Source organism: Enterobacter pseudoroggenkampii, from assembly GCF_026420145.1.
GTDB classification, from domain to species: Bacteria; Pseudomonadota; Gammaproteobacteria; order Enterobacterales; family Enterobacteriaceae; genus Enterobacter; species Enterobacter pseudoroggenkampii.
Window position 1 is genome coordinate 133,315 of the sequence record NZ_JAPMLV010000003.1, and the last position, 22,445, is coordinate 155,759.

General features: G+C 56.5%; 23 protein-coding genes. 8 read left to right on the forward strand and 15 right to left on the reverse strand.

Annotated elements, in window-relative coordinates:
- Nucleotides 1-93: 93 nt before the first annotated feature.
- The gene (xanP, locus tag OTG14_RS16165; protein WP_023309879.1) at nt 94-1,485 is read right to left on the reverse strand and encodes a xanthine/proton symporter XanP; all 1,392 of its coding nucleotides are present in this window, start codon (nt 1,483-1,485) and stop codon (nt 94-96) included.
- 226 nt (nt 1,486-1,711) lie between these two features.
- On the opposite strand from xanP, the gene gltS reads away from it, so the two are divergent.
- Complete coding sequence (gene gltS / locus OTG14_RS16170; RefSeq protein ID WP_061716221.1) at nt 1,712-2,914, forward strand: sodium/glutamate symporter; 1,203 nt, start codon at nt 1,712-1,714, stop codon at nt 2,912-2,914.
- 1 nt (nt 2,915) lies between these two features.
- Here gltS and recG read toward each other — a convergent pair whose 3' ends face one another.
- From recG to gmk, 5 genes are read right to left on the reverse strand one after another with little or no spacing between them, the layout of a single operon-like run.
- The gene (gene recG, locus OTG14_RS16175; protein WP_267215367.1) at nt 2,916-4,997 is read right to left on the reverse strand and encodes an ATP-dependent DNA helicase RecG; all 2,082 of its coding nucleotides are present in this window, start codon (nt 4,995-4,997) and stop codon (nt 2,916-2,918) included.
- A gap of 3 nt (nt 4,998-5,000) precedes the next feature.
- Nucleotides 5,001-5,690, reverse strand: a complete 690-nt coding sequence (trmH, locus tag OTG14_RS16180) for a tRNA (guanosine(18)-2'-O)-methyltransferase TrmH (protein WP_024906644.1) — start codon at nt 5,688-5,690, stop codon at nt 5,001-5,003.
- Between the two features lie 4 nt (nt 5,691-5,694).
- Nucleotides 5,695-7,809 carry a bifunctional GTP diphosphokinase/guanosine-3',5'-bis pyrophosphate 3'-pyrophosphohydrolase gene (gene spoT / locus OTG14_RS16185; RefSeq protein ID WP_024906643.1) on the reverse strand — a complete coding sequence of 705 codons (2,115 nt, stop codon included), beginning with the start codon at nt 7,807-7,809 and terminating at the stop codon, nt 5,695-5,697.
- 19 nt (nt 7,810-7,828) lie between these two features.
- Nucleotides 7,829-8,104, reverse strand: a complete 276-nt coding sequence (gene rpoZ / locus OTG14_RS16190) for a DNA-directed RNA polymerase subunit omega (protein WP_000135058.1) — start codon at nt 8,102-8,104, stop codon at nt 7,829-7,831.
- A gap of 54 nt (nt 8,105-8,158) precedes the next feature.
- Complete coding sequence (gene gmk, locus OTG14_RS16195) at nt 8,159-8,782, reverse strand: guanylate kinase (protein WP_008502674.1); 624 nt, start codon at nt 8,780-8,782, stop codon at nt 8,159-8,161.
- A gap of 251 nt (nt 8,783-9,033) precedes the next feature.
- On the opposite strand from gmk, the gene ligB reads away from it, so the two are divergent.
- A complete protein-coding gene (ligB, locus tag OTG14_RS16200) occupies nt 9,034-10,704 on the forward strand; it encodes an NAD-dependent DNA ligase LigB (protein WP_267215368.1) in 1,671 nt (556 codons plus the stop codon).
- A gap of 2 nt (nt 10,705-10,706) precedes the next feature.
- On the opposite strand, the gene OTG14_RS16205 is transcribed toward ligB, so the two are convergent.
- Both OTG14_RS16205 and OTG14_RS16210 read right to left on the reverse strand, forming a co-directional pair.
- Complete coding sequence (locus OTG14_RS16205) at nt 10,707-11,324, reverse strand: trimeric intracellular cation channel family protein (RefSeq protein WP_023334014.1); 618 nt, start codon at nt 11,322-11,324, stop codon at nt 10,707-10,709.
- A 204-nt stretch (nt 11,325-11,528) separates the two neighbouring features.
- Nucleotides 11,529-12,392: a YicC/YloC family endoribonuclease gene (locus tag OTG14_RS16210; protein WP_061716219.1), complete on the reverse strand. Its 864-nt coding sequence runs from the start codon at nt 12,390-12,392 to the stop codon at nt 11,529-11,531.
- Between the two features lie 125 nt (nt 12,393-12,517).
- On the opposite strand from OTG14_RS16210, the gene rph reads away from it, so the two are divergent.
- Both rph and pyrE read left to right on the forward strand, forming a co-directional pair.
- Complete coding sequence (gene rph, locus OTG14_RS16215; RefSeq protein ID WP_024906632.1) at nt 12,518-13,234, forward strand: ribonuclease PH; 717 nt, start codon at nt 12,518-12,520, stop codon at nt 13,232-13,234.
- 67 nt (nt 13,235-13,301) lie between these two features.
- A complete protein-coding gene (pyrE, locus tag OTG14_RS16220) occupies nt 13,302-13,943 on the forward strand; it encodes an orotate phosphoribosyltransferase (RefSeq protein WP_048992803.1) in 642 nt (213 codons plus the stop codon).
- Nucleotides 13,944-14,026: 83 nt separating this feature from the next.
- Here the strand turns inward: pyrE and slmA are convergent, their stop codons facing one another.
- From slmA to coaBC, 3 genes are all read right to left on the reverse strand, one after another.
- Entirely contained in the window at nt 14,027-14,623 is a 597-nt protein-coding gene (gene slmA, locus OTG14_RS16225; protein ID WP_024906630.1) for a nucleoid occlusion factor SlmA, read from the reverse strand.
- A 120-nt stretch (nt 14,624-14,743) separates the two neighbouring features.
- The gene (gene dut / locus OTG14_RS16230; protein WP_008502691.1) at nt 14,744-15,202 is read right to left on the reverse strand and encodes a dUTP diphosphatase; all 459 of its coding nucleotides are present in this window, start codon (nt 15,200-15,202) and stop codon (nt 14,744-14,746) included.
- Complete coding sequence (coaBC, locus tag OTG14_RS16235) at nt 15,180-16,391, reverse strand: bifunctional phosphopantothenoylcysteine decarboxylase/phosphopantothenate--cysteine ligase CoaBC (RefSeq protein ID WP_024906629.1); 1,212 nt, start codon at nt 16,389-16,391, stop codon at nt 15,180-15,182. Before coaBC ends, dut begins: the two co-directional genes overlap by 23 nt.
- Nucleotides 16,392-16,563: 172 nt before the next feature.
- On the opposite strand from coaBC, the gene radC reads away from it, so the two are divergent.
- From radC to mutM, 4 genes are all read left to right on the forward strand, one after another.
- Nucleotides 16,564-17,232 carry a RadC family protein gene (gene radC / locus OTG14_RS16240; RefSeq protein WP_048992806.1) on the forward strand — a complete coding sequence of 223 codons (669 nt, stop codon included), beginning with the start codon at nt 16,564-16,566 and terminating at the stop codon, nt 17,230-17,232.
- 218 nt (nt 17,233-17,450) lie between these two features.
- Complete coding sequence (gene rpmB / locus OTG14_RS16245) at nt 17,451-17,687, forward strand: 50S ribosomal protein L28 (protein ID WP_002436699.1); 237 nt, start codon at nt 17,451-17,453, stop codon at nt 17,685-17,687.
- 22 nt (nt 17,688-17,709) lie between these two features.
- Nucleotides 17,710-17,877, forward strand: coding sequence for a 50S ribosomal protein L33 (gene rpmG, locus OTG14_RS16250; RefSeq protein ID WP_003024094.1), 168 nt, complete (start codon nt 17,710-17,712; stop codon nt 17,875-17,877).
- 72 nt (nt 17,878-17,949) lie between these two features.
- The gene (mutM, locus tag OTG14_RS16255) at nt 17,950-18,759 is read left to right on the forward strand and encodes a bifunctional DNA-formamidopyrimidine glycosylase/DNA-(apurinic or apyrimidinic site) lyase (protein WP_032643723.1); all 810 of its coding nucleotides are present in this window, start codon (nt 17,950-17,952) and stop codon (nt 18,757-18,759) included.
- A 2-nt stretch (nt 18,760-18,761) separates the two neighbouring features.
- Here mutM and coaD read toward each other — a convergent pair whose 3' ends face one another.
- From coaD to OTG14_RS16275, 4 genes are all read right to left on the reverse strand, one after another.
- On the reverse strand, nt 18,762-19,241 hold the full coding sequence (gene coaD, locus OTG14_RS16260) for a pantetheine-phosphate adenylyltransferase (protein WP_024906627.1): 480 nt from the start codon (nt 19,239-19,241) through the stop codon (nt 18,762-18,764).
- Nucleotides 19,242-19,244: 3 nt separating this feature from the next.
- Nucleotides 19,245-20,015: a glycosyltransferase family 2 protein gene (locus OTG14_RS16265; protein WP_048992809.1), complete on the reverse strand. Its 771-nt coding sequence runs from the start codon at nt 20,013-20,015 to the stop codon at nt 19,245-19,247.
- On the reverse strand, nt 20,015-21,289 hold the full coding sequence (gene waaA, locus OTG14_RS16270) for a lipid IV(A) 3-deoxy-D-manno-octulosonic acid transferase (RefSeq protein ID WP_024906625.1): 1,275 nt from the start codon (nt 21,287-21,289) through the stop codon (nt 20,015-20,017). Before waaA ends, OTG14_RS16265 begins: the two co-directional genes overlap by 1 nt.
- 66 nt (nt 21,290-21,355) lie before the next feature.
- Entirely contained in the window at nt 21,356-22,339 is a 984-nt protein-coding gene (locus tag OTG14_RS16275) for a glycosyltransferase (protein WP_024906624.1), read from the reverse strand.
- Nucleotides 22,340-22,445 lie beyond the last annotated feature (106 nt).

The window sequence follows — 22,445 nt, forward strand, 5'->3', positions numbered from 1 at the left end:
AAGGGAGTTATGCACGATTTATGCGCAATCCTCAAGGCGGGAATGGTGTAATTAGATGTCACGGCAGGCATTGACTGCCTGCCGTGAGAGAAATCAATTTTTCTCAGGCGGGAAAACGAGGTTCAGCACGATAGCGGTGATACCGCCTGCGGCAATGCCGGAAGAGAGCAGGTTTTTCACCCAGTCAGGTGCAAACTGCAGGATCAGCGGCTGCTGGGAAACGCCCAGACCGACGGCCAGCGACAGAGCGATAATCATGATCGCGCGGCGGTTCAGCGGCTCGCGGGAGACAATACGTACGCCGGAGGCCGCGATAGTCCCGAACATCACCAGCGTTGCGCCGCCCAGCACAGGCTCAGGGATGTGCTGCACAAAACCGCTCACCGCCGGGAACAGGCCGAGGACGATCAGCATCAGCGCCACCACGAAGCCAACGTAGCGGCTGGCCACGCCGGTCAGCTGGATCACGCCGTTGTTCTGACCGAAGCAGGAGTTCGGGAAGGTGTTGAAGACCGCAGAGACAAACGAGTTCAGGCCATTCGCCAGCACGCCGCCTTTCAGGCGCTTCATGTACAGCGGGCCGGACACCGGCTGCTCGGAGACGTCGGAGGTGGCGGTGATATCACCGATGGTCTCCAGGGAGGTGATCATAAAGACCAGCATCAGCGGCAGGAGCAGACCCCAGTCAATGCCCAGACCGTAGTACAGCGGCGTAGGAACGACGATCAGCGCGCTGTTGGTCGGCGCGGTGTTCTCCGGCAGCATGCCCAGCGCCCACGCCAGCAGGTAACCCGCCGCCATGGCGATCACCAGCGAGGCCACGCGCAGGTAAGGGTTACGCTGACGGTTAAGCAGAATAATGATCGCCAGCACGACGCCCGCCAGCAGCAGGTTTTTCGGCGCGCCGAAGGTGTGGTCGCTCATTGCGGCATAGCCGCCGCCGATGGAGGTAAGGCCCACCTGAATCAGCGACAGGCCGATAATCATCACGACGACGCCGGAAACCAGCGGGGTGATAACGCGGCGAGCCAGATGCAGAACGCGGGAGATCACCATCTCCGTACAGCTGGCCAGCATCAGCGTGCCGAACAGCGCCGCCATCATGGTCGGGACATCCGCACCGCCGGTTTTCAGCGCCGTACCGCCCATGATCAGCGGCGCCACGAAGTTAAAGCTGGTGCCCTGAATCGACAATAATCCCGACCCCACCGGACCCCACGCTTTAATTTGAATAATCGAGGCCACGCCGGAGGCAAAAAGAGACATGCTGATAATGTGCTGCGTGTCCTGCGCCGGTAAACCGAGCGCCTGGCAAATCAGCAGCGCCGGGGTGATCACCGCAACAAACATCGCCAGAAGATGCTGGCAGGCGGCGAACAGCGTTTGCGGCAGCGGCGGGCGGTCTTCAAGGCGGTAAATCAGTTCGCTATTTTGCTTCTGCGCAATCGGTTGCGCATCAGGCGACTCTATGGTGTTAACGGACATCGGCGGCAATCCCACGGTGGAAAAGCGGGCATTTTATCTGACCACATGGTAAAAGCAAACGATTGCCAGCAAAAAAAGGGAAGAAAATCTGCCGCTGTGAGCAGGTTTTCTACAACGTATCGGGAAAAAAAATTACACTTTTTCGCGCCGGGAGCTCATGAAGAGCGCAAACCGGCCCAGGATAACGCCGCGTGTGTATGGAACACGCGCAAAACAGGAGCCTTCTATGATTCATCTCGATACGTTGTCGACACTTGTTGCCGCAACGCTGGTCTTACTGCTTGGCCGTAAGCTGGTACATAGCGTTTCCCTTCTGAAGAAATACACCATTCCTGAACCTGTCGCCGGTGGTCTGCTGGTGGCGCTGGCCCTGCTGATACTGAAAAAAAGCATGGGCTGGGAAATCGATTTTGATATGTCCCTGAAGGACCCGCTGATGCTTGCCTTCTTTGCCACCATCGGCCTGAACGCCAATCTGGCGAGCCTGCGGGCGGGCGGTAAAGTGCTCGGCGTATTCCTGATTGTGGTGGTGGGGCTGCTGCTGATGCAAAACGCTATCGGCATCGGGATGGCGACGCTGCTGGGACTGGATCCGCTGATGGGGCTGCTGGCGGGGTCAATTACCCTTTCGGGCGGCCACGGTACCGGGGCCGCATGGAGCAAGCTGTTCATCGAGCGCTACGGGTTTGAAAACGCGACGGAAGTGGCGATGGCCTGCGCGACCTTTGGTCTGGTGCTGGGTGGCCTGATTGGCGGCCCGGTGGCTCGCTATCTGGTGAAGCACTCCACCACGCCGGACGGCAGGCCGGACGATGAGCTGGTGCCGACCGCGTTTGAAAAGCCGGACGTCGGGCGCAGTATTACCTCGCTGGTGCTGATTGAAACCATCGCGACGATCGCCATCTGCCTGACCGTGGGCAAAGTGGTTGCGCAATGGCTGGCGGGCTCAGCGTTTGAACTGCCGACGTTTGTCTGCGTGCTGTTTATCGGGGTGATCCTGAGCAACGGCCTGGCGCTGATGGGCTTCTATCGCGTGTTTGAACGGGCGGTGTCGGTGCTCGGCAACGTCTGCCTGTCACTGTTCCTGGCGATGGCGCTGATGAGTCTCAAGCTGTGGGAGCTGGCCTCGCTGGCGTTGCCGATGGTGGCGATTCTGGCGGTACAGGCGCTGTTTATGGCGCTGTACGCCATGTTCGTGACCTGGCGCATGATGGGTAAAAACTACGATGCGGCGGTGCTGGCGGCGGGTCACTGCGGGTTTGGTCTGGGGGCTACCCCAACGGCTATCGCCAACATGCAGGCGATCACCGAACGCTTCGGGCCTTCGCACATGGCGTTTCTGGTGGTCCCGATGGTCGGGGCGTTCTTTATTGATATCGTCAACGCGCTGGTGATTAAGCTGTACCTGATGCTGCCGATGTTTGCCTGAATCAGGCGTTGGAATAGCGTTCGGTTTCCGGCATCCAGCGCTCAATTAACGCTGCCGCCTGTTCGGGGTAGCGTTCATGAATATGGCGGGCGAGGCGCTGAACCTCGGGGATCATAGCCTGGTCGCGCAGCAAATCCGCCACTTTGAATTCCGCGTTCCCCGTCTGACGCGTGCCCAGCAGTTCGCCCGGGCCGCGGATCTCCAGGTCTTTTTGCGCAATCACAAAACCGTCGTTGCTGTCGCGCAGCACCTGCAACCGCATCTGGGCTGTTTTTGAGAGCGGGGCTTTGTAGAGCAGGACGCAGTGGGACGCTACCGCGCCACGGCCAACGCGCCCGCGCAGCTGGTGGAGTTGGGCAAGGCCCAGGCGCTCCGGGTTTTCGATGATCATCAGGCTGGAGTTCGGGACGTCCACGCCCACTTCAATGACCGTCGTGGCGACCAGCAAATGCAGCTCGCCCTGCTTAAACGACTGCATCACCGCCTGTTTTTCGGCAGGCTTCATGCGTCCATGAACCAGGCCCACGTTCAGCTCCGGCAGCGCCAGCTTAAGCTCTTCCCACGTGGCTTCGGCAGCCTGCGCTTCCAGCAGTTCCGACTCTTCTATCAGCGTACAAACCCAGTAGGCCTGACGCCCTTCGTGGGTGCAGGCGTTGCGTACGCGGTCGATGATATCACTGCGGCGCGTGTCAGGAATGGCGACCGTTGTGACCGGCGTACGGCCCGGCGGCTGTTCGTCGATGGTGGAGGTATCCAGATCGGCGTAGGCCGTCATCGCCAGGGTGCGCGGGATCGGCGTAGCGGTCATGATCAGCTGATGCGGGTGGAAGCCCTGCTGCAGGCCTTTCTCCCATAATGCCAGACGCTGGTGCACGCCGAAGCGGTGCTGCTCGTCGATAATCACCAGCGCAAGGCCGTTAAACTGCACCTGCTCCTGGAAGATGGCGTGCGTGCCGACAATCATCTGCACCTGCCCGCTGGCAATAGCCTCCTGTTGCGCAAGGCGCGCTTTGCCTTTTTGCTTCCCGGCAAGCCAGCCCACTTCAATGCCCAGCGGCGCGAACCAGGCGCGGAAATTGTTGGCGTGCTGTTCCGCCAGCAGTTCGGTCGGTGCCATCAGCGCGACCTGCTTGCCGTGGGCAATCGCACGCAGGGCGGCCAGCGCGGCAACCAGCGTTTTGCCGGAACCCACGTCGCCCTGCACCAGGCGCATCATCGGCACGTCGAGCGCCATATCGCGTTCGATTTCGGCGGTGACGCGCGCCTGCGCGCCGGTGGGCTTAAACGGCAGCGAGGCCAGCAGCTTATCTTTGAGTTCATCATTCTGGCTTAAGGGCTGGGCGTGGAAACGCTGCGCGCCGGCGCGGAGCGCCAGCATGCTCAGGTTATGGGCCAGTAATTCCTCAAGGATAAGACGCTGTTGAGCGGGGTGTTTGCCGCTTTCTAAGTCGCTGAGCTGCAGCGTTGGCGGCGGGCGGTGCAGGGTGCGCAGCGCCTCGGGCAGGCTCATCATGCCCTGCGCCAGCTCGGGTGGCAGCAGCTCGGTAATGGCGCAGGTATCCAGCAGCTCCAGCGCCTGATCGGTGAGCTTACGCAGCGTCGCCTGCTTGATTCCTTCGGTCGTCGGGTAAACCGGGGTGAGCGTCTCCTGCAGCTCCGGCGTGCTGAGATCGCCCTGCACGCGGTACTCCGGGTGGATCATCTCTGCGCCGTATTTCCCGCGTTTGGCTTCGCCATAGGCCAGCACCCTGCGGCCCGTCGCCAGGCTGTTTTTCATCGCCGCGCTGAAGTTGAAAAAACGCATGGTGAGAATGCCGGTGCCGTCGCTGATCTGGCAGGTCATCATCCGGCGCCCGCCGAAGGTGATGTTGCAGTTCAGGACTTCGCCTTCAACGGTGGCGTAAATGGCAGGAAGGAGATCGCCAATCTTGTATAGCTGGGTGCGGTCTTCGTAACGCAGGGGGAGGTGAAGCAGGAGATCCTGCACCGTGTGCAGGCCAATTTTTGCCAGCTTATTGCTTTGCGCCGCGCCCACGCCCGTCAGGCTGTTAAGCGGGATGGCATCCAGCAGGCGGCCTTTCATCGCTTACCCGGCGTACTGCATGGTGGCCCACCACTCGGCATCGGCTTCAATTTCGCCCTGCGCGTTGACGTGGGGATAAGGCAATTTTTTCTGCTTCGCAACGCGAGCCAGCACCGGATAGCCACCTTCAAACAGCAGGCGCTGCTGTTCCTCTTCCGGCAGCATGCTGTTGCTGCGCTCGTACATCCCGGCGTTCTGACGCTGGCGCTGCGCTTCATACAGAATGAGCGCGGACGCCACGGAGACGTTAAGAGACTGGACCATGCCGATCATCGGAATGATGATGTCCCGATCCGCCAGATCCAGCGCTTCCTGGGTGATCCCGGTTTTCTCCTGACCCATCAAAATGCAGGTCGGGCGGGTGTAGTCGATCTCGCGGAAATCTACGGCTTTAGCGGACAGGTTAGTGGCCAGGATCTGCATCCCGCGCCCTTTCAGGTGCGATACGGCTTCGCCAATGGTGTGATGATTTTTAACAGACACCCAGCTGTTGCTGCCTGCCGCCGCCGAGACCGTATTGCGCATACGGCCATCCGGCCAGACGGCGTGCACTTCATGCACACCGACGGCATCTGCGGTACGAACGATAGCAGAGACGTTATGAGGTTTATGCACCTGCTCCATGCAGACCGTCAGGTCAGGCTGACGCCTGGCGAGCATTTCGCAGATACGTGCATAACGTTGTGAATTCATAAACCTAGTTTCGGTTTCGGGTGACTTTAATCACGTCCGGCATGACGCGGATCTTGCGCATAATATTCGCCAGATGCACGCGGTCGCGAGCGGTCAGACGAATAAAGGCGCTATACACGCGGCCATCTTTCTCTTCCGTATTCAGGCTCTGAATGTTGGACGAAGCCGTGTTGATCGCTGCCGTCAGATTCGCCAGGGCACCCTGGTGGTTGAACATATCCACCTTAATTTCGGTGATAAATTCCTGCGCGGTCTCTTTATCCCACTCGACCGCCATAAACTTCTCGGCTTCTTTCTGATAGCCGCGAATGTTACGACAGGATTCGTGGTGGATAACCAGCCCTTTGCCCGGGCTGACGTGCGCAATAATCGGATCGCCAGGAATTGGACGACAGCATTTTGCGAAGGTGATCAGCACGCCGTCCGCGCCTTTAATCGGCAGGTGTCCGTGGCTTTGCGTGGTTGCCGGCACCGCTGTCGTGTCGCCTTGCTGCAGATTCTTCGCCACCACCACGCTCATGGCGTTGCCGAGGCCAATCTCTGCCAGCAAGTCGTCAAGCGACGTAAGCTTCATGCGCTCCAGCTCACGCTGGACGTTCTCCTGCGGAATTTCAGCCAGCTTACGGCTGCCGCCCAACGCGTGGTTGAGCAGACGACGCCCCAGGCTGACGGAATCATCACGCTTGAGGTTTTTCAGCAACTGACGAATTTTGGCGCGTGCTTTGGAGCTCACGACAAAGTTCAGCCAGGCCGCGTTAGGACGTGCGCCCGGCGCGGTAATAATTTCTACCGTCTGGCCGCTGGAGAGCGGCTGAGACAGTGGATAAGGTTGTCTGTCGACGCGCGCGCCGACGCAGGCATGCCCGATATCGGTATGCACGGCGTAAGCGAAGTCGACCGGCGTTGCGCCCGCAGGCAGTTCGACAATGCGACCTTCTGGGGTGAAAACGTAAATCTCATCCGGGAAGAGATCGGATTTAACGCTCTCGATAAATTCAAACGAGCTGCCCGCACTCTGCTGAAGCTCCAGCAGGCTCTGCATCCAGCGCTGGGCGCGGATTTGTGCGGTCGTGCTGCTTTCGCCACCGTGCTCTTTATACGCCCAGTGTGCGGCAACCCCCATCTCTGCCATCTGGTCCATGTCTTCGGTGCGGATCTGCACCTCAACAGGCACACCGTGCGGACCAATCATCGAGGTGTGCAAAGATTGATAGCCGTTCGCTTTTGGAATGGCGATGTAATCTTTCATGCGACCCGGACGCGGTTTGTAGAGGCTGTGCATCTGCCCCAGCACGCGATAACAGGTGTCCGAGTCATGGACAATGACGCGGAAGGCGTAGATATCCATGATCGAGTGAAAACGCTGCTCTTTGAGCACCATTTTGCAGTAGATGGAGTACAGGTGTTTCTCGCGACCGCTGACGCGGCACGGGATCCCCGCTTCCTGTAAACGCCCTTCGATTTCAGAGAGGATCTTTTGAATCATCTCTTTACGGTTGCCGCGTGCGGCTTTCACCACCTCTTTAATCACGCGATAGCGGTTCGGGTACAACGCTTCAAAACCCAGCTCTTCCAGCTCGGTTTTAATGTGATGAATACCTAAACGGTGCGCCAGCGGACTGTAGATTTCGAGGGTTTCACGGGCAATGCGGCGACGTTTATCCGGGCGAAGTGAGCCCAGCGTGCGCATATTGTGGGTACGGTCAGCGAGTTTGATGAGAATGACGCGGATATCCTGCACCATCGCCATAATCATCTTGCGGAAGTTTTCGGCTTGCGCCTCTTTCTTGTCGCGGAAATTCAGCTTATCAAGCTTAGAGACCCCTTCCACCAGTTCGGCAACGCTTTTGCCAAACAGCTGTTCCATGTCCTGGTAAGTGGCAGGGGTATCTTCAATCACGTCGTGCAGCAGCGCGGCCATCAGCGTTTCGTAGTCGAGTTTCATCTCGGCCAGAATACAGGCCACCGCTACCGGGTGCGTGATGTAGGGTTCACCGCTTGAACGTGTCTGGCCCTCGTGAGCGTCACGTGCAACGAGATACGCCTGCTGAAGACGCTTAATCTGGTCTTCAGGCAGGTAGGTTTGAATCAGTTGATTCAGGCTTTCAAACAGATACAAGGGCGACCCGCAGGTTTAATTAACGACGACCTTCAGCAATAGCGGTTACGGCCTGCAGTTCTGCGGCTTCCTGCTCTTGCTGCTCCTGGCGCTCACGCACGTCGAGGATCTGGTTGTTGATCAGACCTTCTTCGATTTCGCGAAGTGCAATAACGGTGGTTTTATCGTTTTCTTCCGGTACCAGCGGATCTTTACCGCCTACCTGCATCTGACGAGCGCGACGCGCGGCGACCAGCACCAGGTCAAAACGGTTACCAATTTTCTCTACAGCGTCCTGAACAGTTACGCGTGCCATACTTAAAATGCTCCACAGGTGAAGAAATGACTGGGCATGATACTGAAAGTGGGTTCAGTCTGCCAACAGTTTGGTGATTAATGCGTCATGTCGCTGCTTCTGGCGGCTCATACGCAGACGTTCTGCACGAAGAATGGTTTTGAGATCGCTCAGTGCGGCATCAAAATCATCATTCACAATAAGGTAATCATATTCCGCGTAATGGCTCATTTCTGCAACAGCCTGTTCCATACGCTTTGCGATCACTTCTTCGCTGTCCTGACCGCGGCCACGCAGACGGCGATCCAGCTCATCTTTCGATGGCGGTAAAATAAAGATACTGCGCGAGTCAGGCATTTTCTTGCGAATTTGCTGTGCGCCCTGCCAGTCGATATCCAGGAACACATTCACGCCCGTGGCCAGAACCTGCTCAATGGTTTCACGCGAAGTACCGTAGTAATTACCAAATACTTCAGCGTGTTCAAGAAACGCGTCTCTGCCGATCATCGCTCTGAATTCGTCGTGATCCACAAAGAAATAGTGTTCACCGTGCACTTCACCCGGACGCGGCTGGCGCGTGGTGTGAGAAACAGAAACCTGTGTGTCGTACAACGGTTGGGTTTTTAACAGTGCCTGAATAAGGCTGGATTTACCCGCGCCACTAGGGGCAGAAACAATATAAAGCGTGCCTTGAGCCATGAGAGTCTTTTGTATGTGTTAACGAAGAAGTCCTACATACGGGCTTATTATACACGTCACCGCCGTGTGACGTAGCCTTTGTCACACTTTTTCCCCTCGATTATTGAATTTTGCGTGCCGTTTTCAGGTTTTATCTGTGGTTTTCAGCAACCAAAAGAAATACTGGATAGCGTCTCGCAATGCGAAACGTTGCCGTTAGCGTTGTTTCAGGCATCCGGGTATACCTCCTGCAACGCAAAGGAGGGGTAGCGATGTGGCGATGGATAAGCGGGTTAATGCTGTTGTGGTGCGGTTATGGCGCGGCGATGTGTCCGGTGTGGTCGCAGGCAAAAGCAGAGAAAGAGATGGCGTCGTTAAGCGCGCAAATCAAACGCTGGGATGAGGCTTACTGGAAGCAGGGCGTGAGCGAGATCAACGACGAGGTTTACGACCAGCTTCACGGGCGTTTAACGCAGTGGCAGCGCTGTTTTGGCAGTGAGCCTTCAGAAGAGAAACTCCCCGCGCTGACGGGGAGCGTAAAACATCCTGTTGCCCACACGGGCGTGCATAAGGTGGCCAGCAAAGAGGAACTGAGACAGTGGATGCGTGTGCGGCAACATCTGTGGCTGCAGCCGAAAGTTGACGGTGTGGCGGTGACGCTGGTCTATCGTGACGGGAAGTTAACCCAGGCCATCAGTCGTGGTGATGGCCTGAAAGGGGAAGACTGGACCGGGAAGGTGCGTTTAGTCCCGTCTGTTCCGCAAAAGCTCACCGGCAAGCTGGCGAACAGCGTCTTACAGGGCGAACTCTTCTGGTTGCGCGACAACCACATTCAGCAGCAGATGGGCGGAATGAACGCTCGTGCAAAGGTGGCGGGGGCGATGATGCGGCAAAAGGATAACTCGCTATTGAGCAAGATCGGCGTATTCATCTGGGCCTGGCCGGACGGACCGAAAGATATGCAGACCTCTTTAGCTGAACTGTCTCAGGCTGGTTTTACGCTGTCGGCACGGTATACGCTTCCCGCCGAATCTGTTGATGGCGTCGAGAAACAGCGCGCGGCCTGGCACGTGACCGCATTACCCTTTGCCACGGATGGCATTGTGGTGCGTTCGGAGGATGAACCTGCTGGCGAAGATTGGTTACCGGGAGAAGGCAACTGGGTCGTTGCGTGGAAATATGCGCCTACAGCCCAGGTTGCTGAGGTGAGTCATATTCATTTTTCCGTGGGGCGAACGGGCAAAATTTCCGTTGTAGCAACGCTGGAACCCGTGCAACTGGATGATAAACAGGTGCAGCGGGTGAGTCTGGGCTCGGTTGGACGCTGGCAGAGACTGGATATTGCCCCAGGGGATCAGATACAGATCAGCCTGGCCGGGCAGGGTATCCCCCGGTTTGATAAAGTGCTCTGGCGCGGGACGGACAGACATAAACCAGAGCCTCCGGCCTCGCGTTATCATTCGCTTAGCTGTTTCTACGCTTCCCCGGAGTGTATGGAGCAGTTCTTTGCCCGGCTGACCTGGCTCAGTTCAAAGCAGGTACTTGATATTGAAGGATTAGGCGAGTCAGGCTGGCGTACCCTCTGGCAGGCACATCATTTTGAACATCTCTTTTCATGGCTGTTATTAACTCAGGCGCAGTTGCAGTCAACACCGGGGTTTTCCTCAGCACGCGGGCTGGCGCTCTGGCACCGATTTAATCTGGTGCGCGAGAAGCCGTTTATCCGCTGGCTCATGGCATTGGGTGTGCCAATGACGCAGGCTTCGCTGAAGGCGATGGGAGACATATCGTGGCAGAAGATGAGCGGGCGCAACGCAAAGGACTGGCAGGCCCTGCCGGGAACGGGAGAGGAAAAAGCGCGACAAATCGTTAACTGGATGCTCGCGCCTCAGATTGATGTGCTGGCGAAATGGCTCGCTGAACAGCACATCAACGGGTTCTGAAACTAGTGTGCGCTGTGTTTGTAATGAAAAACGGGCAGCCCGAGCTTCAGACGCAGCGCCAGCATGCGGGCCGTAAAGCCAAACAGTAGCGTCGAGATGACCACCACATCATGGTTAGAAACGTAATGCTGCAGGGCGATATAAAGCACTGCTGCTGCAAAGGAGATGCCGGCATACAGTTCTTTTTGAAAGACCAGAGGAATGCGCTTGCAGAACATATCGCGCAGCACACCGCCGAATACGCCCGTGACCACGGCGGCAATGGTGGCGATAACCGGTCCTTCCCCCATATCGAGCGCGATTTGCGCACCGATGATCGAAAAGACGATCAGCCCCAGCGCATCAAGCACCAGGAATAGGCGGCGAAGATGGGGCATAACGGGCGCCACGATGGTGGTTAACACGGCAGCAGTCGCCACAATAATCACGTATTCAGGGTGTTTAACCCAGCCGAGCGGGTAATGGCCAAGCAGGATATCGCGCACGGAACCACCGCCAAGCGCGGTCGCGGTAGCAATAATGATTACGCCGAAGGTGTCCATACGGCGACGTCCGGCGGCAAGCGCGCCGGTCATGGCTTCTGCGGTGATGCCAATGAGATAAAGGATGTGAAGCAGCATAGACCCTCCGGTGTGAACGCGGGGAGGTTAGCGATTTGTGCGCAAGATCACGATTGAGATTTTCTAAGGCGAGTCAGGTTGCCCTAAAAAATTTTATTAATTTATCTTGAGCAGGCTTGATGATAGGCGGTAAAACGTAAAAACGGATGTTGATATGGATTAGAAATAATAATGGGTGGTGCCGTCGACACCACCCGAAAGGCATTACTCGATGTTCTGAATCTGCTCGCGCATCTGCTCAATCAGCACTTTCAACTCAATCGCTGAATTCGTCACGTCAGCATTGATCGACTTAGAAGCCAGGGTGTTCGACTCACGGTTGAACTCCTGCATCATAAAGTCCAGACGGCGGCCCACCGCTTCCTTCTTCTTCAGAATGTTGTAGGTCTCTTTAACGTGCGCTTCCAGACGGTCCAGCTCTTCAGCGACATCGATACGCTGCGCCATCAGCACCAGCTCTTGTTCCAGACGGGTGTTTTCCAGCTGAACTTCTGCTTCTTCCAGTTTGGCGACAAGGCGTTCGCGCTGCCACTGCAGCACTTCCGGCATATGGGTGCGGACTTTCGCCACTTCGGTGCTCACGCCTTCAAGGCGCTGCTCAATCATCGCTTTCAGCGCCTGACCTTCGGTTTCGCGGGCAACGATAAAGTCGTCGAGCGTGCCGTCGAGGGCTGCCAGGATTTCAGCGGCAATGGCATCCAGATCCTGCTCACCGGCGGCCATGACGCCAGGCCAGCGCAGAATATCAACCGGGTTGATTTCACCTTCATCGCTCTGCATTTTGACCCAGTTCGCCGCATTCACGAGCTGTTTCGCCAGTTTTTCGTTGAGGATCAGCTCGCCCTGTGCGCTGGCATCAGGCTCAAAGCGCAGGTTACATTCCACTTTACCGCGCGTCAGACGCGTACGAATACGCTCGCGTACAACAGGCTCAAGGCTGCGGAACTGCTCCGGCATACGGAAATACGTTTCCAGGTAACGCTGGTTTACCGAGCGCATTTCCCATGTGGCGCTACCCCAGCTACCCTTGATTTCACGCCGGGCGTAGGCGGTCATACTGCGGATCATAGACATTCCCGTTTTTAAAGGAGAGATGGGGGGATTATAGCTTTCGGGGGCTTCTCAGGATAGGAATAAGCGTCCTTTATCCGTATAATGCGCAGCCACATTCGTTTCAAGCCGGAGAATCCATCATGCGTCCATCAGGTCGTAGCGCCAACCAGGTGCGTCCCGTCATCCTGACCCGTAACTATACAAAACACGCAGAAGGCTCCGTGCTGGTTGAGTTTGGTGACACTAAAGTGCTGTGCACTGCCTCCATCGAAGAAGGCGTTCCGCGCTTCCTGAAAGGTCAGGGGCAGGGCTGGATCACCGCAGAATACGGCATGCTGCCGCGTGCGACCCATACCCGTAATGCCCGTGAAGCGGCAAAGGGTAAGCAGGGCGGTCGTACCATGGAGATTCAGCGTCTGATCGCGCGCGCGCTTCGCGCCGCCGTTGACCTGAAAATCCTTGGCGAATTCACCATCACTCTCGATTGCGACGTAATTCAGGCAGACGGCGGTACGCGTACCGCATCCATTACCGGTGCCTGCGTGGCGCTGGCGGACGCTCTGAACAAGCTGGTTGCGGCCGGCAAGCTGAAAACCAACCCAATGAAAGGCATGGTTGCGGCGGTTTCAGTTGGTATCGTTAACGGCGAAGCGCTTTGCGATCTGGAATACGTTGAAGATTCCGCAGCCGAAACCGACATGAACGTGGTGATGACCGAAGACGGTCGCATCATTGAAGTACAGGGTACGGCGGAAGGCGAGCCGTTCACTCACGAAGAGCTTCTCTCTCTGCTGGCGTTGGCCCGAGGGGGAATCGAATCTATTGTAACGACGCAGAAAGCGGCGTTAGAAAATTGATTTTAAAGGCGACCAATGAGTCGCCTTTTTTTTGCCTGTAAGACAGAAAAACCAAAGGAGCAAATCCATGAAATCGTATCAGCGCCAGTTTATTGAGTTTGCGCTCAACAAGCAGGTACTCAAGTTTGGCGAATTTACGCTGAAATCCGGGCGTAAGAGTCCCTATTTCTTCAACGCCGGGCTGTTTAATACCGGGCGCGATCTGGCATTGTTAGGCCGTTTCTATGCCGAAGCGCTGGTGGATTCCGGGATTGATTTTGACCTGCTGTTTGGCCCGGCCTATAAAGGTATTCCGATTGCGACCACCACCGCGGTGGCGCTGGCTGAACACCATGACCGCGACGTGCCGTACTGCTTTAACCGCAAAGAGGCTAAAACCCACGGTGAAGGCGGGAATCTGGTCGGCAGCGCGCTGCAGGGCCGCGTCATGCTGGTGGACGACGTGATCACCGCCGGTACGGCGATCCGCGAATCGATGGAGATTATTCAGGCCAACGGTGCGACGCTTGCTGGCGTGCTGATTTCTCTTGATCGTCAGGAGCGTGGTCGCGGGGAAATTTCCGCTATTCAGGAAGTCGAGCGCGATTACAGTTGCAAAGTGACGTCGATTATCACTCTGAAAGACCTGATTGCGTATCTGGAAGAGAAGCCTGAGATGGCGGACCATCTGGCAGCGGTACGTGCGTACCGGGAAGCGTTCGGGGTGTAGTTAAATTGCCCGGTGGCGCTACGCTTAACGGGCCTGCGCATTTCGTAGGCCCGATAAGGCGAAGCCGCCACCCGGCAACGGTGTTACTGCAACTGAGCAGCTACTAACGGCCAGCGGGCGTCAAAATCGTCCGTTGGACAGTATTTGAACTCGCTGCGCACAAAGCGAGAGAGCATCCCTTCACAAAACGCCAGAATCTGGCTTGCCAGCAGCGTTTCATCAATGCTGTAACCTTCGCCTTCGCGCATTTTCTTTTCGCGCAGTACCTGGCGCAGCTGAGCTTCAATGCGTTCGAAAAGCTGGTTAATGCGGCCCTGTAGTCTGTCCTGCTCAAACATCAGCGCGTGGCCGGTGAGGATACGAGTTAAGCCCGGATTGCGTTCACCGAAGCCCAGGATTAACAGCACAATCAGACGCAGACGCGCGGTGGTGTCTTTTTCGTCTTTCAGAATCAGGTTGATGCGCGTGATCAGGCTGTCTTCAATAAACTCGATCAGGCTGTCGAACATCCGGGTCTTGCTCGGAAAATGACGGTACAGCGCCGCCTCAGACACGCCCACAGAGGCGGCCAGTTTAGCGGTGGTGATGCGTTGACTGCCATCGCTGGATTCAAGCATCAGAGCCAGAGATTGAAGTATTTCTTCGCGACGATTCCTTTTCGCGGTTTGTTTTTCTGCCATGTTACAAAATACCCCTGAAAATAAGCACTTGCCAGGCTGGCATCCACACAGCGACCGCAAACGGGCGTTTGCGGTTTGTTATTGCATTATGACGCTGTGAGATACGTGTCTGTCGGGCCGTTATTTGCGCCCGGAATGGCCGAAGCCGCCTTCGCCGCGGTCGGTGGCGTCAAAGTCTGCCACCAGGTTAAATTCTGCCTGTACCACCGGTACAAAGACCATCTGTGCGATACGCTCACCCGGTTCAATGGTGAAGCTGTCCTGACCACGGTTCCAGACGGAGACCATCAGCTGACCCTGGTAGTCGGAGTCGATCAGGCCGACCAGGTTCCCCAGCACAACGCCGTGCTTATGGCCCAGACCAGAACGCGGCAGGATCACCGCCGCCAGCGACGGGTCAGCAATGTGAATGGCCAGGCCAGTTGGAACCAGGGTAGTGGCACCCGGAGCCAGTTCTACGGCGTCATCGAGACAGGCGCGCAGGTCAAGACCGGCAGAGCCGGAGGTGGCATAGGTTGGCAGCGGGAATTGCTCGCCAACACGCGGGTCCAGAATCTTAACGTCGATTTTTTTCATCATAACGGGTAACGATCTCGTCGAGTAATTGTTGGCCCAGGAGTTCCTTGCGCTCAAGCGGTAAGACTTTATCTCCATCCTGCCAGAAAAGGTGCAGTGCGTTGCTGTCGCTGTTAAATCCTTGTGTGGCCAGCGATACGTCGTTCGCGCAAATCAAATCGAGGTTTTTGCGGGTACGTTTTTGCCGGGCATATTCTTCCACATTATTCGTTTCTGCGGCAAACCCAACAACGTATGGACGGTGGCTTTTTAGTGCGGCGACACCGGCAACAATGTCCGGGTTTTTTACCATTTTTAGTGTTAATTCATCGCCTTGCTTTTTAATTTTAGCCTCGGCGATCGTCTCGGCACGATAGTCTGCGACGGCCGCACAGCCGATAAAAATCTGCTGGCTTTGCGCATGAGCCTGTACGGCGGCTTCCATCTCCAGCGCGGTAGTAACGTCAATTCGCTTCACAAACGCAGGGGTAGGCAGTGAGACCGGGCCGCTCACCAGCGTGACGTTCGCGCCACGCTTCGCAGCGGCGGCGGCAATCGCAAAGCCCATTTTACCGGAGCTGTGATTGGTGATGTAGCGCACCGGATCCAGCGGCTCGCGCGTGGGGCCCGCGGTAATCATGATGTTGAGATGTTGCAGATCGTTGACAGGCGAAAAATGGGCTGCGGCCATATCAACAATCGTCAGCGGGTCAAGCATGCGACCCGGGCCAACATCGCCGCAGGCCTGGCTGCCGCTGTCCGGACCCCAGATAAGCAGGCCGCGTGAGGCCAGCGTCTCCAGATTGTGCTGGGTGGCCGCGTTACGGTACATCTGCTGGTTCATGGCAGGAACGACGGCAACAGGGGCAGGCGTGGCCAGACAAATGGTAGAGACCAGATCGTTTGCCATACCGGCCGCCACCCGGGCGATTAAATCAGCCGTGGCGGGGGCAAGGATAACCAGGTCAGCCCATTTACCCAGCTCAATATGGCCCATCGCGGCTTCGGCGGCCGGATCGAGCAGGCTGTCAGATACCGGGTATCCTGAAACGGCCTGCAGGCTCAGAGGAGTGATAAAGGCTTTACCGCCTTCGGTTATCGCGACCCGCACATCTGCCCCGCGCTCGCGCAGACGACGCACCAGCTCTGGCGCTTTGTAGGCAGCAATGCCGCCGCTCACGCCAAGAACGATTTTTTTACCGGCCAGGCTCATCATGATTCTTTCCTGTTGGGTTTCACCAGAGAGCAGGCATTTTATCACAATCCCCAAAGCGGGGTGATTTTGTCCTTCGACCACTTTGCGAGGCGCTACGCAAGAACGCAACGTGGCCGTCGAGCGCCGGATTGGCGTGTGGCAGCATGCGGTTAAAAAAGGGAGAAAGAGCATGGAAGAAGAGGATGAACAGCTGCTGCCGCGTGAAAAACTGCTGCGCTACGACGTCACCCTGTTAAAAGATGACGAACTGCTGGCGCTCTTTTTACGTACCGGAACGCCCGGCAAAACGGTATTTACGCTGGCAAAAGAGCTGATAGCACGTTTCGGTTCGCTGTACAGTTTACTGACCGCCGATCTGGCGCAGTTTACGCACGTTGAGGGGATCGGCGTGGCGAAATATGCCCAGTTGCGGGCCATTGCCGAACTTGCCCGCCGTTTTTACAATGTCCGCATGGAGAAGGACGATCCGATCCTGACGCCCGCAATGACGCGCGAATTCCTGCAAAGCCAGTTAACCGATATTGAACGCGAGATCTTTATGGTGATCTTTGTTGATAACAGAAATCGGGTGCTGAAACATAGCTGTCTCTTTGCGGGCACGTTGAGCCACGTTGAGGTGCATCCGCGTGAAATTGTGCGGGAAGCGATAAAAGTGAATGCAGCGGGCGTGATCCTCGCGCATAATCACCCCTCTGGCTGTGCAGAACCGAGCAGAGCGGACAAAGAAATCACCGAACGCATTATCAAATGCTGTCAATTCATGGACATTCGTGTGCTGGACCATCTGATAATTGGCCGCGGTGAGTACATTTCTTTCGCAGAACATGGCTGGATTTAGGCTATTTCTCGCGATCCATCGGGATCTTTGTCTGTTCGGGACTTGAGCACACCGCCGAGTCAGCGTATACTACGCCACCTTTGAGAATCTCGGGTTTGGCATTTGGGCCTGGCAATCGAGAGTTCACTTAGAACTATGCGATGACCGGGCTGTAAAGCCTGACGAGGCGCCGATACCCCATACGAAGCTCGAGCTAATTTGATTTTTGGAGAATAGACATGTCCCGAGTCTGCCAAGTTACTGGCAAGCGTCCGGTGACCGGTAACAACCGTTCCCACGCACTGAACGCGACTAAACGCCGTTTCCTGCCGAACCTGCACTCTCACCGTTTCTGGGTTGAGAGCGAGAAGCGTTTTGTCACCCTGCGCGTATCTGCTAAAGGTATGCGTGTAATCGATAAGAAAGGCATCGATACAGTTCTGTCCGAACTGCGTGCCCGTGGCGAAAAGTACTAAGTACTTAAAGAGGAAATAAATCATGGCTAAAGGTATTCGCGAGAAAATCAAGCTGGTTTCTTCTGCTGGTACAGGTCACTTCTACACCACCACGAAGAACAAACGTACTAAGCCGGAAAAACTGGAACTGAAAAAGTTCGATCCAGTTGTACGCCAGCACGTACTGTACAAAGAAGCTAAAATCAAATAATTTTAGTCTCCTTGTATCGAAAAACCCCGCAACTGCGGGGTTTTTTGCATTCTGTATCTCAACGGAGGAACCATGCCTGAATTACCTGAGGTAGAAACCAGCCGTCGCGGCATTGAGCCTCATCTGGTCGGCGCGACGATTCTTCACGCGGTTGTCCGTAACGGTCGTCTACGCTGGCCGGTGTCCGATGAGATCCATGCCCTGAGCGATCAACCCGTCCTTAGCGTGCAGCGTCGCGCGAAATACCTGCTGCTGGAACTGCCCGACGGCTGGATCATTATCCACCTGGGGATGTCCGGGAGCCTGCGCATCCTTACCGAAGAACTGCCTGCTGAAAAGCACGACCACGTCGATCTGGTGATGAGCAACGGCAAAGTGCTCCGCTACACTGACCCACGGCGCTTTGGCGCGTGGCTGTGGACGAAGGAGCTGGAAGGACATAACGTGCTGGCGCATCTGGGCCCGGAGCCGCTTTCAGACGCGTTTAACGCGGAATATCTTAAGGCGAAGTGCGCGAAGAAGAAAAGCCCGATTAAGCCCTGGCTAATGGATAACAAGCTGGTGGTCGGCGTGGGGAATATTTATGCCAGCGAATCGCTGTTTGCCGCCGGGATCCATCCCGATCGGCTGGCCTCTTCGCTGTCGGCGCAGGAGTGTGAGCTGCTGGTCCGGGTGATTAAAGCCGTATTACTTCGCTCGATTGAGCAGGGCGGGACAACGCTGAAGGACTTCCTGCAAAGTGACGGTAAGCCGGGCTATTTTGCCCAGGAGCTTCAGGTGTATGGCCGTAAGGGCGAACCGTGCAGAGTCTGCGGCACGCCAGTTATTGCCACGAAGCACGCCCAGCGCGCCACGTTCTACTGCCGTCAGTGCCAGAAGTAGAGCTACTTTAGCTTTTCCATCAACGCCTGGTGGACGTTAACCGGCAGGAAATGGGTAACGTCCCCGTGATGACGCGCCACCTCTTTCACCAGCGTGGAAGAGATAAACGACCACTCTTTGGAGGGCATCAGGAACACGCTCTCCAGCTCCGGCATCAGGTGGCGGTTCATGTGCGCCAGCTGCATCTCATACTCGAAGTCTGCCACCGCGCGTAAACCACGGATCAGAATATTCGCCTGCTGGGCGCGTGCGAAGTTTGCCATCAGGTCGCTAAACCCGACCACCTCAACGTTCGGCAGGTGCGAAATCGCATCGGTGGCAAGCTGCACGCGCTCGTTGAGGTCAAACATCGGCTTTTTGCTGGGGCTGGCGGCTATGGCCAGGATCACCTTGTCGAACATGCATGCCGCACGGGTGATGATATCAAGATGACCGTTGGTGATCGGATCGAAGGTACCCGGATAAATCGCTTTTGTGCTCATGGCTCACGTTTTCTCTGAGTAGCCGCGGCAGAGCGCCCACAGCTCGGTGTATTTGTTGAAAGTATACTGGGCATTCACTACCGCGAGTAACCAGCCCTGCTTACCGTCCAGTACGCCGCCGCGCAGCAGCAGCGTTTTCAGGAACGCGCCCAGCGTGTGGGTAAAGATACCCGTCAGCGAGGCCTTCTTGCCGCGTTGGTGACGCTCCTGCGCCCATGCGGTGGCATAGTTGAGCTGTTTACGCTGGAAGCTGGCGAAATCGCGGCAGGTCAGGTGCAGCAAATCGCCCGTCAGGGGGATCACCTGGGCGTTATCGCAGCTCAGGGATTCATGCACCAGATTATCGTTGTACTGATACCGCTCGCGCTCGTAGAGGCGCATCACGCGGTCAGGATACCAGCCGCTGTGGCGCATAAAACGGCCAAGGAAGTAGTTGCGGCGGGCAATGCTGTATACGGCGCCAGGCTGGGGCGAGGAAAGTACCGCCTGAATGGCCTGCTGAAGTTCTGGCGTAATGCGCTCGTCAGTATCGAGCATCAGGACATACTCACCGGTGGCATACCCCTGCGCGCGCTGGCGCTGGATGCCATAGCCTTGCCAGTCAGCGTCGACAAAGACTTTTGCACCCGCTGCCCGGGCAACGTCCACCGTGTTGTCCGTACTTCCGGAGTCAAGAATGACTATCTCGTCAGCCCAGGCAACGGAGGCCAGGCAGTCCGGAAGCAGGTCGGCGGCGTTTTTGGCGATCATCACGACCGACAGACGCGTTGACATTAATGGCTCCGCTGGGGCAGGTAAGGTTGCAGAAGCTGCAGCAGACGGGTCAGGGCGCCCTGGTTCTGGTGCAGCACTTCGACCGCATGGCGCCCGTACCACAGGCGATAATCTTCGTCAGTCAGAAGGGTCGATACCTCTTTGACTACTGAATCTGCATCGGTCACGGTAATCAAACCATCGGCCTGCTGTAATTTCGCGCAGATATCTTTGAAGTTAAACGTGTGCGGCCCCATCAGCACCGGAATGGCGTGGGCTGCTGGCTCCAGCGGGTTATGTCCGCCACGCTCGACCAGGCTGCCACCGACAAACGCGAGGTCAGCAATGCCGTACAGCAGCATCAGTTCGCCCATTGTATCGCCAATCACCACCTGGGTGCTGCCGGAAGGGATCTCACCGCTGCTGCGCAACGTGAAGCTGAAACCGCCTTTCTGCACCATTTCACGGGCATCTTTGAAACGCTCCGGATGGCGGGGCACGAGGATCAGCAGTAAATCAGGGAAGCTTTCCAGCAGCTTGCGGTGAGCCTGCAGGATGATCTCTTCTTCACCGTCATGGGTACTGGTCGCAATCCAGACCTGACGACGCGGGGCCCACTGGCGACGCAGCGTGATCGCACGGGCAGCGAGCTCAGGGGTAACAGAAATATCGAACTTCAGGCTGCCCGTTACCGCAAGCTGGTTGCGTTTGAGGCCCAGAGAGACAAAGCGTGCCGCATCTTCTTCATTCTGCGCGGCGATCAGCGTGATCTTGCTCAGCAGGCGGCGCATAAATTTACCCAGCTTGCCGTAGCCTTTCGCCGAGCGCTCTGACAGGCGCGCGTTGGCAATCACCAGCGGAATTTTGCGGGCATGCAGGGCGGAAATCATGTTCGGCCACAGTTCGGTTTCCATCACAATCACCAGCTTCGGGCGCACGGTGTTGAGGAAACGATTCATGGCGCAGGGCAGATCGTAAGGGAGATAGACGTGATGGACGTCTTTGCCAAAAGCGGATAACGCGCGCTCCGAGCCGGTTGGCGTCATCGTCGTGACGGTAATTGGCAGCGACGGGTAGCGGTGACGCAGGGCGCGAACCAGCGGGATTGCCGCCAGCGTTTCACCGACAGAAACGGAATGCAGCAAAATACCGTCCGGAGCGACTTTATTGCGGCAGAAGCCATAGCGTTCAGCCCAGCGTTTACGATACGCAGGCGCTTTACGGCTACGAAGCAACAGCCTCAGCCACACCAGTGGCTGAATGATGTAGAGCAGAGCGGTATACAACAATTCCAAGCGATTATCCGTTTTTTTAGTTTCGGCGGGCAAATTCTAAGCATTTAAGCCAGGTAAAGCTATCTCTTATGCCAGATACCGTTTCAAACGGAAATAACGGCGACCCAGCCGCCAGTGCTGGCGCAGTCCACGGGCATTTTTCCAGATGAGTGCCCAGATACCGCGGTCGAACAGTTCACGGATGATTTCGCGTTTTTTGCTGAGATCGCCGATGTTGTTAATAGCGTGCAGAATGCCCAGCCCCTCTTTTGCAATTTGCCACCTGCAGGCCGGCACCCGGCGCACGGCCTCCGGGTAGCGCTGGTTGATAACATCCAGCATTTCCAGGATTTTCATGTAGTGACGGGCGTTACGCATACGCGTGTCATCCGTTCCTGGCGTGTGCGAGACGGAGGCGGAATGAATCAGGTAGTCGTAGAACGTTTCGTCAGTGTACTGCACGCGTTTTGCAGTAAGCAGCACTTCAGTGGTCCACGGGATATCCTGATGACGCAGACCATGCTCAAAGGTGAAACCCTGCTCTTTAATAAACGCGTGGCGATAAATATTCAGCCAGGTAACGTGCAGGAATTTACGCGACGCCAGCGCGCGCTGTAGCCACGTTGGGCCATCCAGCACGTCTGTAGATTGCAGTTTGTCGGACGGGAAGATTTTCTTCGACGGCCTGCCGTCATCGTAGATATACGTGCCGTTGCAGGTAGCCACATCGAGATTGTTATTTTTGGCCATTTCAAGCAGTCGCGGATACATGCCCGGATAAATGACATCGTCGATATCCGGGAACGCGACGTACTCGCCTGTCGCTTGCGCCAGACCCGTATTACGGGCCGCCGAGACGCCCTGGTTCGCCTGGTCAATGACCTTGTAGAACGGGAATTCTCCGGCGTACTGCGCAATGATGGCCGAGGAGTTGTCGCTTGACCCGTCGTTCACAACGACCAGTTCCAGACTGTCCAGATGTTGAGCTTTGATACTGTCGAAAAATGCGCTGAGGAATTTTTCACCGTTATAGACGGCGACTACAAGGCTCAATAAAGGTGTGTCGGACATGCTTTCTCCGTTGTGTTCAGGGCAGGCCACCCAATATGGTGATACCATTCGTGCTGTATTATATCTGGTGGATACTAAAAACATATGCCTGGAGGGACAAAGATCC